The sequence below is a fragment of the Geodermatophilus sp. SYSU D00766 genome, assembly GCF_054049915.1.
In genome coordinates, this window is record NZ_JBJGYI010000002.1 from 139,561 (window position 1) to 152,447 (window position 12,887).

Consider the following 12,887-nt stretch of genomic DNA (forward strand, 5'->3'; position numbering starts at 1 on the left):
AGCCGCCTCAGCCGATCGGGCGCTTGAGGTAGGCGACCGGCTGCTCGGACCCGCCCGGGCCGGGGAGCACCGTCACGAGCTCCCACCCGTCGGTGCCCCAGGAGTCGAGGATCGCCTTGGTGTTGTGGATCAGCAGCGGGATGGTGGCGTACTCCCACCTGCGGCGGGCCGGTTCGCTCATGGGCACCGACGCTAGCGCAGGACCCCGGCCCCGTCCCGGCCCCCGCCTCGGCCCTCCTGCAGGGCCCCACCGTGAGCTTGCGAACGGTGGAGGGCAGGAGGGTCCTTCGACTCCTAGGCTTGACCGGGTGAGCCCCGACTTCCCCGTCCGCTGCCACGTCGTGACCGGGAAGGGCGGCACCGGCAAGACCACCGTGGCCGCCGCCCTGGCCCTGGCCCTGGCCGCCGACGGGCACACCGTGCTGCTCGTCGAGTGCGAGGGCCGCCAGGGCATCGCCCAGCTGTTCGACACCCCGCCGCTGCCCTACGAGGAGCGCCGGGTGGCCGTCACCCGCGGCGGCGGGGAGGTGCGGGCCCTCGCGATCGACGTCGAGGAGGCCCTGCTCGAGTACCTCGAGATGTTCTACAACCTCCGCCGCGCCGGCCGGGCGCTGCGCAAGATGGGCGCCGTCGACTTCGCCACCACCATCGCGCCGGGCCTGCGCGACGTGCTGATCACCGGGAAGATCAAGGAGGCGGTCACCCGCCGCGAGGACGGGCGCCGCGTGTACGACGCCGTCGTCGTCGACGCCCCGCCCACCGGCCGGATCACCCGCTTCCTCAACGTCACCAGCGAGATGGCCGGCCTCGCCCGCTCCGGCCCGATCAAGACCCAGAGCGACGGCGTCATGGCGGTGCTGCGCTCCCCGCAGACGGCGGTGCACCTGGTCACCCTGCTGGAGGACATGCCGGTGCAGGAGACCGCCGACGCGATCGCCGAGCTGACCGAGGCGAAGCTGCCCATCGGGTCGGTGATCGTCAACATGGCCGCCGAACCGGCGCTCCCGGCCGAGGACCTCGTCCGCGCCGCCGAGGGCGGGCTCACCGGGGCCGACCTCGCGCCGGGCCTGGGCGCCGCGGGCCTGCCCGAGGACCCCGACCTGGCCGAGGCGCTGGCCGCCGAGGTCGTCGAGCACGCCCAGCGGTGGGCCGCACAGGACGCGCTGCGCACCCGCGTGGAGTCCCTCGGCCGGCCGACGGTGGAGCTGCCGCTGCTGCCCGGTCCGATGGACCTCGGCTGCCTGTTCGAGCTGGCCGGCCGGCTCGAGGAGCACCTCGGCGCGGAGGTGGCGGCGTGAGCGCGGCCGCCCCCGGGGACGCGCCCCGGCCCGCCCGCGCGGCCGGCACCGCACGGCACGCGCCGCCGGTCGACCTCGCCGCGCTGATCACCGACCCCGACACCCGCATCGTCGTCTGCTGCGGCTCCGGCGGGGTGGGCAAGACGACGACGTCGGCCGCGCTGGCGCTGGCCGCCGCGGAGGCCGGCCGCCGGGTCGTCGTCCTCACCATCGACCCCGCCCGCCGGCTGGCCCAGTCGCTGGGCCTCGAGGAGCTCGACAACGAGCCGCGGCGGGTCGACGCCCCCGGGGTCGACGGCGAGCTGCACGCGATGATGCTGGACATGAAGCGCACGTTCGACGACATCGTCGTGGCGCACTCGACGCCCGAACGTGCCGAGCAGATCCTGGCCAACCCCTTCTACCAGACCCTCTCCTCGTCGTTCGCCGGCACGCAGGAGTACATGGCGATGGAGAAGCTGGGCCAGCTGCGGGCGGCCGACACGTGGGACCTCATCGTCGTCGACACGCCCCCCTCCCGGTCGGCGCTGGACTTCCTCGACGCCCCGAACCGGATGAGCCGCTTCCTCGACGGCACGATGATCCGGCTGCTCACGGCCCCCAGCCGCGCCGGGTTCAGGTTCGCCAGCGCCGGCTTCCTGTTCTTCAGCCGGATCATCAGCAAGGTCCTCGGCGGCCAGCTGCTGCGCGACATCTCCGCGTTCGTCTCGGCCCTCGACACGATGTTCGGCGGGTTCCGCGAGCGGGCCACCGCCACCTACGAGCTGCTGCGCCGGCCGGGGACGTGGTTCGTCGTCGTCGCCACGCCCGAGCCCGACGCGCTGCGCGAGGCCTCCTACTTCGTCGACCGGCTCTCCGCCGAGGGCATGCCGCTGGCCGGGCTGGTGCTCAACCGGACCCACCCGCCGGCCAGCACCCGGCTGTCGGCGACCCGCGCCGAGGCCGCCGCCGAGTCCGTCGACGAGGGCGACGGCGCCCCGGCCGCCCTGGTCGCCGGGGCGCTGCGGGTGCACGCCGAGCGGATGACGCTGGCGATGCGCGAGCAGCGGCTGGCCGACCGGTTCACCAGCGCCCACCCCGAGGTGGGGATCCGGGCGGTCCCGGCCGCGGCCGGCGACGTGCACGACCTGGAGGGTCTGCAGGTGATGGCCGAGGCGCTGACCGGCCCGGACGACGACACGCCGACCGGCGTGCCGCGCACCCGCGTGCTGCCCGCGCGCCGCGGCTGAGACCGGGCTGCGGACCCGGTCACGCCGTACATTGGCGGCGATGTCTGCTGCCTCCCGCGCCAGGGCCCTGGCCAAGCTCGTCGCGCTGATCGTCGTCGCCGGCGCACTCGTCGCCGGCATGCTGCTGCCCGTCGTCGGCGGCTCGGGTGTGGTGGCGCGCAACTCCGCGTCCCTGCTCGACGCACTGCCGGTGGAGCTGACCGACGCCACGCCGGCGGGCAACTCGCGCGTGCTGGCGGCCGACGGGTCGCTGATCACGAACTTCTACACGAACAACCGCACGGTGGTCACCGCCGACCAGATCGCCGAGGTCATGAAGCAGGCGCTGGTCGCGATCGAGGACTCGCGCTTCTACGACCACAACGGCCTGGACGTGCAGGGCACGCTGCGCGCCGCGGTGACCAACCTGACGGCCGGGTCGGTGCAGGAGGGCGGCTCGACGATCACCCAGCAGCTGGTCAAGCAGACCCTGCTGGAGACCGCCGACACCCCGGAGGAGCGGACGGCGGCCACCGAGCAGGACGGCGTCGAGGGCCTGTCCCGCAAGCTGCGCGAGGCCCGGCTGGCCCTCGCCCTGGAGGACACCTACTCCAAGGACGAGATCCTCACCCGCTACCTCAACATCGTGTACTTCGGCCGCGGCGCCTACGGCATCCAGGCCGCCGCCCAGCGCTACTTCAGCGTCAACGCCATCGACCTGACCCTGCCGCAGGCCGCCATGCTGGCCGGGCTGGTGCAGAGCCCGTCCAACGACGACCCGATCGCCAACCCGGAGAACGGCCAGACGCGGCGCAACCAGGTGCTGCAGCGGATGTTCGACCTCGGCTACATCACCGAGGCCGAGCTGACCGACATCTCCGCCCAGCCGGTCCAGGTGGCCGAGGGCCTCAGCCCGGCCAACGGCTGCATCGACGCCGTCATCGGTGGCTTCTTCTGCGCCTACACGCAGGGCTACCTCACCGGCGTCCTGGGGTTGACCCAGGAGCAGCTCGACAACGGCGGGCTGACCATCCAGACGACGCTGGACACGCAGCTGCAGACCCTCGCCGACCAGTCGGTGCTCAACACGCTGCCGATGGGTGACCCGCTGGCGGCGGTGTTCACGGCCCTCAAGCCGGGCTCCGGCGACGTGATGGCGATGGCGGTCAACCGGCGCTACGGCTGCGACGACCCCGACTGCGAGTCCGTCGTCCTGCACACCGCGGCCAGCAAGGGCGCCGGCTCCACCTACAAGACCTTCACCGCCGCCGCGGCGCTCGAGGCCGGCATCGGCGCCCGCACCGTGATCACGACGCCGGGTGACCAGTACACCTCCCGGGTGTTCCGCGGCCCCTCCTGCGGCGGCGACCGGGAGCAGTCCAACGGCATGTACTGCGTCCAGAACGTCGGCGACTACCCCGACACCCTCGACATGGTCGACGCGCTGGTCCGCTCCTCCAACACCTACTTCCTGGCGCTGGAGGACCGCCTGGGCAGCGTCGAGGGCCCGGTGCGGATGGCCGAGCGGATGGGCATGACCTTCGACCAGCCCACCCAGAACTCCGCCGACGAGATCATCGACGGGAACTTCGGCTCGTTCACCCTCGGCGCCGAGGCCACCAGCCCGATGGACCTGGCCAACGCCTACGCCACCCTCGCCGCCCAGGGGACCCGGTGCACCCCGACCCCGATCCTGCAGGTCCTCGACCGCAACGGTCAGCCCCTCACCGGTGAGGACGGCCAGCCGCTGGTCCAGGACGACAACTGCACCCCGGAGTCGATCCCGCCGAACATCGCCAACACGCTGGCCACCATCCTCATCGGCGACACGTCCAGCCCGGTCGGCACCGGCCAGCGGGCCGGGATCCCCGGGCGTGGGGTGGCCGGCAAGACCGGTACCGCCCAGGGCCGCGACTCGGTGGCCTTCGTCGGGGTCCTGCCCGAGTACGCGGGCAGCGTGATGGTGTTCAACCCCAAGGAGAAGCAGGACGTGGGCGGCTACGGCGGCAACATGCCGGCCGCGATCTGGCGGGACGCGTTCGAGCCCTACCTGGCCGACAAGCCCACCACGTTCTTCCCGCCGGTCGACCCGGCGCTGATGGGCGGTGGCCCGGCTCCCGCCGCGCCCGGCGGCGACCGCGGCAACGGTGCCAACAACGGCGGCCGCAACGGCGGGAACGGCGGCAACGGCTGGTGGAACGGCGGCTAGCGGCGGCTAGCGGCAGCTCAGCCGAGCTGGCGGCGGACCTCCGCGGCCACCCGGCCGCCCTCGGCGCGGCCGGCGACGGCCGCGGTGGCCGCACCCATCACCCGGCCCATGTCCTTCATCCCGGTCGCGCCGGTGCGGGTGACGACGTCGGCGACCAGCGCGGCGAGGTCGGCGTCGTCCAGCTGCGCGGGCAGGTAGCCGGCCACGACCTCGCCCTCGGCGCGCTCGCGGCCGGCCTGCTCGGCGCGGCCGGCCGCGTCGAAGGCCTCCGCCGCCTCCCGGCGCCGCTTCGCCTCGCGCCGCAGCACTCCCGTCACCTCGTCGTCGGACAGCTCGCGGGCCTCCTTGCCGGCGACCTCCTCGGCGCTCACCGCCGCGAGCACCATCCGCAGCGTGGCGGTGCGCAGCTCGTCGCGGGACTTCATGGCACTGGTGAGGTCGGCGCGCAGCCGGCCCTTGAGGTCGGACACGCCCCCAGCCTGGCACGACGTCGCCGGCACGCCCACGCCGGTGGCGCGGGGGGCCCGTAGGCTCGGGCACCGTGCGCTGGTACACCGCCCTGCCCACGGCCGCCGTCGCCACCGGCACCGCCACCGTGGCCTACGCCTCGTTGTACGAGCGCACCCGCTGGACGCTGCGCCGCTTCGAGGTGCCCGTGCTCGCCCCGGGCTCCGCGCCGCTGACCGTGCTGCACCTGTCGGACCTGCACATGACCGCCGGGCAGCGCTCCAAGCAGGAGTGGGTGGCCGCGCTCGACGGCCTGGAGCCCGACCTGGTCGTCGACACGGGGGACAACCTCGCCGGCACCGACGCCGTCCCGGCGGTGCTGGGCGCGCTGGACCCGCTGCTCGACCGCCCCGGCGTGTTCGTGACCTCGTCCAACGACTACTACGCCCCGCGCCCGAAGAACCCGGTCGGCTACCTCACCCGCAGCCAGAAGCGGGTGCACGGCGAGGAGCTGCCGTGGCGGGACATGCGCGACGGCTTCACCGCCCGTGGCTGGCTGGACCTCACCAACGCCCGGGGCGAGCTCACCGTGGCGGGGCGGCGGATCTCCTTCGCCGGCCTCGACGACCCGCACCTGCGGCGGGACCGCTACGACGACGTCGCCGGGCCCGCCGACCCCAGCGCGGACCTGCGCGTGGGCGTCGTCCACTCCCCCGAGCCGCGGGTGCTCGACCGGTTCGTCGCCGACGGCTACGACCTGCTGCTGTGCGGCCACACGCACGGCGGCCAGCTGCGGGTCCCGTTCTACGGCGCGCTGGTGACCAACTGCGGCATCGACCGCGCCCACGCCCGCTGGCTGCACCGCTGGGCCGGGCCCTCGCCGGAGCGGCCGGCCGGCACCTGGCTGCACGTGTCCGCCGGCCTGGGCACCAGCCCCTTCGCCCCGGCCCGGTTCGCCTGCCCGCCGGAGGCGACGCTGCTCACGCTGACCGCGCGCACCCCCTGAGGAAGGGCCCCGCTGCCCCCCACCGCTCGCAGGCTCGCGGCGGGACCCTGCAGAGGAGCCGCGAACACGGGGCGGTAGAGTGGTCACGTCACGCCCGGGGTGTGGCGCAGCTTGGTAGCGCGCGTCGTTCGGGACGACGAGGCCGCAGGTTCAAATCCTGTCACCCCGACCTCCCGCTCAGGGGCCGCCGGAAGGCGGCCCCTGAGCGCGTTCCGGCCCCGTTCCGGTTGGACTCCCCCCGTGGCGGGCACCGAGGAGCCCGATGACCGAGTGGCTGCTCCTCCTCGCCGCCGTGGTGCTCACGGCCTGCACCGGCTTCTTCGTCGCGGCCGAGTTCTCCCTCACGACGGTCGACCGCGGCCGCGTCGAGGAGGCCGCCCGGGCCGGCGACGCGGGCGCGGGCGGCGTGGTGACCGCGCTGCGGTCGCTGTCCACCCAGCTGTCGGCGGCCCAGCTCGGGATCACGCTGACCACCCTGGTCGTCGGCTACCTGGCCGAGCCCGCGATCGGCCAGCTGCTGCACGGCCCGCTGGAGGCCCTCGGCCTGTCCCCGGGGGCGGCCACCGGCGTCTCCTACGGCCTGGCGCTGGCCCTCGCGACGACGCTGCAGATGCTGCTCGGCGAGCTGGGGCCCAAGAACCTCGCCATCGCCAACCCGCTGGGGGTCGCCCGCCGGGTGGCGCCGGGGATGCGGGCGTTCACCGCCGTCTTCGGCGTCGTCGTCCGGTCGCTGCAGCGGCTGGCCAACGCCATCGTGCGGCGGCTGGGCTTCGAGCCGCGGGAGGAGCTGGACTCCGCCCGCGGGGCCGACGAGCTCGCCGCCGTCGCCCGGCGCTCGGCCGAGGAGGGCGACCTCTCCCCCGTCGCCGCCCGGCTGCTGGAGCGCTCGCTGGGGCTGCGCGCGAAGTACGCCACCGACGTCATGACCCCGCGCACCCGGCTGTGGACGCTGCGGGCCAGCGCGAGCGCCGCCGACGTCATCGCCGCGGCCACCGAGTCGGGGAACTCGCGGTTCCCCGTGTACGGCTCCGACCTCGACGAGGTCACCGGCGTCGTGCACGTCAAGCGGGCGGTCGCGGTGCCCGAGGCCGAGCGCGCCCACCGCACCGCCGGGGAGCTGGCCGACCCGGTGCTGGCGGTGCCGTCGTCGCTGCGGCTGGAGCGGCTGCTGGACCTGCTGCGCGAGCAGGGCCTGCAGATCGCCCTCGTCGTCGACGAGTGGGGCGCCACGCACGGGGTGGTGACGCTGGAGGACATCGTCGAGGAGCTCGTCGGCGAGATCACCGACGAGACCGACCGCCCGCTGCGGACGCTGCGCCGGCTCGCCGACGGCCAGTGGGTCCTGTCGGGGCTGCTGCGGCCCGACGAGGTGCTCGAGCGCACCCGGATCGCGGTGCCCGAGGGCCGCTACGAGACGCTGTCGGGCTTCCTCGCCGAGCGGCTGCAGCGGCTCCCCGAGGTGGGCGACACCGTGGAGCTCGAGGGCGCCCGGCTGACCGTGGAGAGCCTCGACGGCCGGCGGGTCGCCCGGGTGCGCGCCGAGCAGACCGTGTTCCTGCCGGCGGGGGCGACGGCGTCGGCCCGGCAGCGCGCCGAGCGGGCGGTGGCGGCGTGAGCGACGTCGTCAGCCTGCTGATCCTGGTCGCGCTGCTGCTGGGCAACGCCTTCTTCGTGGCCGCGGAGTTCGCCCTGGTGTCGGCCCGGGTCGACCAGATCGAGCCGCGCGCCGCGACCGGCTCCCCCCGGGCGGTCAGGACGCTGGCCGCGATGCGCGACGTCTCGCGGAACATGGCCGGCGCGCAGCTGGGGATCACGCTGTGCTCGCTGGGCCTCGGCGCCGTCGGCGAGCCCGCTGTCGCCCACCTCATCGAGGCGCCGCTGCACGCCGCGCACGTCCCCGACGCGCTGCTGCACCCCATCGCGCTGGTGATCGCGCTGTCACTGGTGACCGTGCTGCACATGGTGCTCGGCGAGATGGTCCCCAAGAACATCACCATCGCCGGGCCCGACCGCGCGGCGCTGGTGCTCGGGCCGGCCCTGGCCACCTTCACCCGCCTGCTCCGGCCGGTGATCTGGTTCTTCAACACCACGGCCAACGTCTTCGTGCGGCTGTTCGGCGCGACCCCGACCGACGAGGTGGCCGCCAGCTTCGACGAGGCCGAGATCCGCTCGATGATCACCCAGTCCCGGCGGGAGGGCCTGCTCGGCACCGAGGTGAGCGAGCTGGCCGCCGGGGCGCTGCAGTTCGAGCAGCACACCGTCGAGGACGTGCTGCTGCCGATGGACGGTGTGGTCACCGTCCCCCGCTCGACCACCCCCCGGCAGCTGGAGGCCGTCGTCGCCGAGCACGGCTTCAGCCGCTACCCGGTGGCCGGCGACGACGGCGCGCTGCTCGGCTTCGTGCACGTCAAGGACGCGCTGCGCACCACCGGCGAGGACCGCGACCGGCCGCTGCCCGAGGAGCTGCTGACGCCGCTGGTGCCGATCGCGCCCGGGACGAAGCTGCCCGAGGTGCTGTCGGAGATGCGCGCGCAGGGCGCCCACCTCGGCGGCGTGGTGGGCACCGACGGCGGGCAGCGGCGGACCGTGGGCCTGGTGGCGCTCGAGGACGTGCTGGAGCTGCTCATCGGCGACGTGCGCGACGCCGCCGCCGAGCACACCCGGGCGATGGCCGACCGGGCCGACCGGGCCGACCGGTCCGCCCGCGGCGGCCGCGGCCGGGCCGGGTACCCGAGCGGGGCCGGCGCCGGAGGCCGCTGAGGACGGGCCTGTGGACCGGCGACGGTGCACCATCGAGGGCACGGGTCGCACACCGACGAGGGGAACGGCGATGAGCACCGACGCACCCACCGGCACGCGGGGCGCGGACCCCGCCGACGACGGCATCGACCGGGCCGCCGTCCGGGAGGCGCTGTACACCGACGGCATCACCGCGCAGAAGGGCGCCTTCTCCCGCGACTGGGTCGCCCGGCTGCGCGAGGACGTCGACGCCGCCTTCGAGGAGGCCCGCGGACGCGAGGGCGGCACGGTCGGCCGGGGCCCCAACCGCTGGTACGTGGAGATCCACCCGCAGGCGCTGCGCGGGTTCGTCGACCTGGTCGACCACCCCTGGGTGCGGGCCACCTGCGAGGCCGTCCTCGGGCCCGACTACGCGATCGTGGAGGTCGGCTTCGACACGCCCTTCCCCGGCGCGAAGGACCAGCCGTGGCACCGGGACTTCCCCAGCCCGCGGGAGACGCGCGAGGAGCGGCGGCTGACCTCCCTGGCCTTCAACGTCACCACGGTCGACACCGTCGACGAGATGGGGCCCTTCGAGGTGGCGCCGGGGACGCAGTGGGAGACCGGCGAGGACTTCGACCACGGGATGTTCCCGCCGAGGAGCGAGTACCCGCGCTACGAGGCGCTGGCGGTGCGCAAGTACCCGCAGATGGGCGACGTCTCGGTGCGCTCGGCCCTGACGCTGCACCGCGGGACGGAGAACCGCTCCCAGCTCTCCCGCCCCGTCCTGGTCCTCGGCGTCGACGCGCCCGGCGCCGGCAACGACGAGCACCACGACCTCGCGGTGACGCACGACTACTGGGAGCAGCTCCCCCAGCGGGTCCGCGACCACCTGCGCTGCCCCGTCGTCGACGAGCTGCGGCCGATCGTGCAGAAGCACGACATCGAGGGTCTGGTGATGGGCTGAGCCCGACACCCCGGCGGCGGGCCGGAGGGGTGCGGGCACGATGGGCCGGTGACCGCCGAGCAGACCGCCCCCCTCCTCCCGCCCGACGTCACCGCCCGGTGGCAGGCCCGCTTCCGCGCGCCGCGGGTGAGCCTGCCCGACTGGGCGCTGCACGCCCCGCAGCGCAGCCTGTACGCCTCCGACGTCAGCGGCGTCGTCGAGCAGTACGCCTGGGACCGCGACACCGACGTCCACCGGCAGGTGACCGACCGGCCCAACGGCACGCTCATCGGCACGCTGTCCCCCGACGGCGAGCAGGTCTGGTGGTTCGCCGACACCGACGGCGACGAGTTCGGCGTGTGGATGGTGCAGCCCTTCGCCGGCGGCGAGGACCGGGTCGCCGTCCCCGAGGTCGGGCCGGCCTACCCCGCCGGCCTGGAGATCGGCTCCTCGCTGGCGGCGATCGGCCGGTCCACCGACGACGGCAGCGAGCTGTGGCTGGCCCCCGCCGGCGGGACGCCGCGGGTGGTCTACCGGCACGAGGACCCCGCCTCGGTCGACGCGCTGACCCTCGACGACGAGCTGCTGGTGATCTCGCACTCCGAGCACGGCGACCCGCGCTACCCGGCGCTGCGGGTGCTGCGCACGGCCACCACCACCGAGGACGCAGTCGACGTCGTCGCGGAGAAGTGGGACGGCGAGGGCCTGGGCCTGCACGCGCTGGAGTTCGCCCCGCTGCCCGGTGACCGGCGGCTGCTGGTCGGCCACGAGCGGCGCGGCCGCGAGGAGCTGCTGGTCTGGGACGTCGCGGCCGACACCGAGACCGAGATCGTGCTCGACCTGCCCGGCGACGTGACCGCCGGCTGGTACCCCGACGGCTCGGCGCTGCTGGTGGGCCACGACCACGCCGCCCGCAGCGAGCTGTACCGCTACGACCTGGCCACCGGGGCGCTGGAGCGGCTGGACACCCCGCGCGGCGTCGTCCGCGGCGCCACCGCCCGGCCCGACGGCACGGTGGAGCTGGCCTGGTCGAACTCCGAGCGCCCGCCGGTGATCCGCCGCGCCGACGGGCCGGTGGTGCTGGCCGCACCCGGGGAGGAGCCACCGGCCGCCCACCCGGTCGAGGACCGCTGGGTGCCCGGGCCGGGCGGCGACGTGCACGCGCTGGTGGTCCGGCCGGCCGGGGAGCCCCCGTACGCCACGGCGTTCCTCGTCCACGGCGGGCCGGAGTCCGCCGACGACGACAGCTACCGCGCCCGCCGCGCGGCCTACGTCGACGCCGGCTACGCGGTCGTGCACGTCAACTACCGCGGCTCCACCGGCTACGGCAGCGCCTGGCGCGACGCACTCACCGGCCGGCCCGGGCCCACCGAGCTCGAGGACGTCGCCGCCGTCTACGACGCGCTGGTCGCCGAGGGCCTCCTCGACCCGGGGCGGGCGCTGGTCACCGGCGGGTCGTGGGGCGGCTTCCTGACCCTGCTGGCGCTGGGCACGCAGCCGGAGCGGTGGGCGGCCGGCATCGCCGAGGTGCCGGTGGCCGACTACCTGGCCGCCTACGAGGACGAGATGGAGGGCCTGCGGGCCTACGACCGGGCACTGTTCGGCGGCTCACCGGAGGAGGTGCGCGACCGGTACGTGCGCTCCTCGCCGATCACCCACGTCGAAGCCGTGCGGGCGCCGGTGCTGGTGGTGGCCGGGGCGAACGACCCGCGCTGCCCGATCCGGCAGATCGAGAACTACCTGGCCCGCCTCGAGGAGCTCGGCAAGCCGCACGAGGTGTACCGCTTCGACGCCGGGCACGGCTCCCTGGTCATCGAGGAGACGATCCGGCAGGTCGAGACGGCGCTGTCGTTCGCGCTGCGCCACGTGCGGCCGTGACCCGGGCCGGCAGCAGCGCGACGACGGCGAGGGTCACCAGCAGGTAGAGGTCCTCGACGACGACCCCGACGACGCCGCGGTCGTGGTGGTGGCCGGAGGTGGCGAACGCGAACCAGATCGCCGACGAGGCGAGCACCAGCGTGGTGACGCCGGCCAGCGCCCCGGCCAGCAGCCGCGAGCGGTCCCGCCACCACCGCGGTGTCCCCGGGGCCGGCGGGGTCCCGGCGGCGAGGTCGACGAGCACGACCAGGGCGGGCACCAGCCAGACGAGGTGGTGCGACCAGGAGACGGGGCTGACCAGGCAGGCGGCCAGGCCGGTCAGCGCGACGCCGGCCAGGTCGTCGCCGGCCCGCGTCGCGCGCACCGCGCGGGTCAGCACGAGCGCCAGCGCGACGGCCGCCAGCACCGCCCACAGCAGGCGCGGGGGCTCGGCCGGGTCGGTCAGCCGCGCCAGCGCGCCCAGCAGCGACTGGTTGGACGTCTTGTCCAGCGCGCCGACCCGCTCGGTCTGCCACAGCGTCTGCGTCCAGAACCGCCACGACGTCGCCGGGGCCACCGCGAGCGCCAGCAGGGTGGCCCCGGCGGCGGTGGCGACGGCGACCCCGGCCGCGCGCCAGCGGCGGGTCAGCAGCAGCCAGACGACGAACAGCGCCGGCGTGAGCTTGACCGCCGCGGCCAGCCCGATGCCCACGCCGGCCCACCGCGACCCGCGGCGCAGCGCCGCCACGTCGGCCAGCACCAGCGCCATCAGCAGCAGGTTGACCTGGCCGAAGCCGATGGTCTCCCGCACCGGCTCGACGACGAACACCAGCGGCAGCGCGAACAGCCACGCCCACGGCAGCGGCCACCCGTGCCGGCGGGCGAGCGGGGTGGCCAGCCACCGGGTGAGCCCGACGAGGACGGCCGCGTTGAGCAGCACGTGGCCGGTGGCGACCACCGGGTAGGGCACCAGCGCCATGGGCAGGACCAGCAGCGCGGCGAACGTCGGGTAGGTGAAGCCGTAGGGGCTGCGGCCGTAGGTGTAGTCGTAGAGCGGCCGGCCCTCCAGCCAGGAGGCGACGGCGCCGCGGTAGACCCGCAGGTCGAAGAAGTCGTGCCACGGGTCGTTGGGCACGACCACCGACACGACCGCCACCAGCGCGACCAGGGCGAGGAAGCCCCCGACCCGGACGAGCAC

At 75.1% G+C, this 12,887-nt stretch carries 11 protein-coding genes and 1 tRNA gene; 9 read left to right on the plus strand and 3 right to left on the minus strand.

All coding sequences use genetic code 11. The annotated features are described in order from the left end of the window. Positions 1-7 precede the first annotated feature (7 nt). Positions 8-181, minus strand: a complete 174-nt coding sequence (locus tag ACI8AD_RS02645) for a hypothetical protein (RefSeq protein ID WP_177225141.1) — start codon at positions 179-181, stop codon at positions 8-10. Positions 182-308: 127 nt separating this feature from the next. Between ACI8AD_RS02645 and ACI8AD_RS02650 the strand changes: the two genes are divergently transcribed. Genes ACI8AD_RS02650 through ACI8AD_RS02660 form a run of 3 tightly spaced genes read left to right on the plus strand, consistent with a single transcriptional unit; the run spans position 309 to position 4,715 of the window. Beyond that, positions 309-1,298, plus strand: coding sequence for an ArsA-related P-loop ATPase (locus ACI8AD_RS02650; protein WP_456869009.1), 990 nt, complete (start codon positions 309-311; stop codon positions 1,296-1,298). Beyond that, a complete protein-coding gene (locus ACI8AD_RS02655) occupies positions 1,295-2,527 on the plus strand; it encodes an ArsA family ATPase (RefSeq protein ID WP_456869010.1) in 1,233 nt (410 codons plus the stop codon). The genes ACI8AD_RS02650 and ACI8AD_RS02655 overlap by 4 nt, the downstream gene beginning before the upstream one ends. A gap of 40 nt (positions 2,528-2,567) precedes the next feature. Further along, positions 2,568-4,715: a transglycosylase domain-containing protein gene (locus ACI8AD_RS02660; RefSeq protein ID WP_456869011.1), complete on the plus strand. Its 2,148-nt coding sequence runs from the start codon at positions 2,568-2,570 to the stop codon at positions 4,713-4,715. A 17-nt stretch (positions 4,716-4,732) separates the two neighbouring features. On the opposite strand, the gene ACI8AD_RS02665 is transcribed toward ACI8AD_RS02660, so the two are convergent. After that, a complete protein-coding gene (locus ACI8AD_RS02665) occupies positions 4,733-5,185 on the minus strand; it encodes a GatB/YqeY domain-containing protein (protein WP_456869012.1) in 453 nt (150 codons plus the stop codon). A gap of 71 nt (positions 5,186-5,256) precedes the next feature. On the opposite strand from ACI8AD_RS02665, the gene ACI8AD_RS02670 reads away from it, so the two are divergent. From ACI8AD_RS02670 to ACI8AD_RS02695, 6 genes are all read left to right on the plus strand, one after another. Further along, positions 5,257-6,168: a metallophosphoesterase gene (locus ACI8AD_RS02670; protein ID WP_456869013.1), complete on the plus strand. Its 912-nt coding sequence runs from the start codon at positions 5,257-5,259 to the stop codon at positions 6,166-6,168. 95 nt (positions 6,169-6,263) lie between these two features. Continuing rightward, positions 6,264-6,337 (plus strand) — tRNA-Pro (locus tag ACI8AD_RS02675). A 93-nt stretch (positions 6,338-6,430) separates the two neighbouring features. Continuing rightward, positions 6,431-7,783, plus strand: a complete 1,353-nt coding sequence (locus tag ACI8AD_RS02680) for a hemolysin family protein (RefSeq protein ID WP_456869014.1) — start codon at positions 6,431-6,433, stop codon at positions 7,781-7,783. Continuing rightward, positions 7,780-8,928 (plus strand): hemolysin family protein, encoded by a 1,149-nt coding sequence (locus ACI8AD_RS02685; RefSeq protein WP_456869015.1) that lies wholly within the window; start codon positions 7,780-7,782, stop codon positions 8,926-8,928. The genes ACI8AD_RS02680 and ACI8AD_RS02685 overlap by 4 nt, the downstream gene beginning before the upstream one ends. 70 nt (positions 8,929-8,998) lie before the next feature. Continuing rightward, the gene (locus ACI8AD_RS02690) at positions 8,999-9,853 is read left to right on the plus strand and encodes a phytanoyl-CoA dioxygenase family protein (protein WP_456869016.1); all 855 of its coding nucleotides are present in this window, start codon (positions 8,999-9,001) and stop codon (positions 9,851-9,853) included. Between the two features lie 48 nt (positions 9,854-9,901). Then, positions 9,902-11,710, plus strand: coding sequence for a prolyl oligopeptidase family serine peptidase (locus tag ACI8AD_RS02695; protein WP_456869017.1), 1,809 nt, complete (start codon positions 9,902-9,904; stop codon positions 11,708-11,710). Here the strand turns inward: ACI8AD_RS02695 and ACI8AD_RS02700 are convergent. Then, a complete protein-coding gene (locus ACI8AD_RS02700) occupies positions 11,643-12,887 on the minus strand; it encodes a glycosyltransferase 87 family protein (protein ID WP_456869018.1) in 1,245 nt (414 codons plus the stop codon). The two genes, ACI8AD_RS02695 and ACI8AD_RS02700, sit on opposite strands and share 68 nt — an antisense overlap.

What these genes read in the sequence shown, in the direction of transcription:
- ACI8AD_RS02645 (WP_177225141.1), bottom strand. Translation starts at nt 181, where the DNA reads ATGAGCGAACCGGCCCGCCGCAGGTGGGAGTACGCCACCATCCCGCTG.
- ACI8AD_RS02660 (WP_456869011.1), top strand. Translation starts at nt 2,568, where the DNA reads ATGTCTGCTGCCTCCCGCGCCAGGGCCCTGGCCAAGCTCGTCGCGCTG.
- ACI8AD_RS02680 (WP_456869014.1), top strand. Translation starts at nt 6,431, where the DNA reads ATGACCGAGTGGCTGCTCCTCCTCGCCGCCGTGGTGCTCACGGCCTGC.
- ACI8AD_RS02690 (WP_456869016.1), top strand. Translation starts at nt 8,999, where the DNA reads ATGAGCACCGACGCACCCACCGGCACGCGGGGCGCGGACCCCGCCGAC.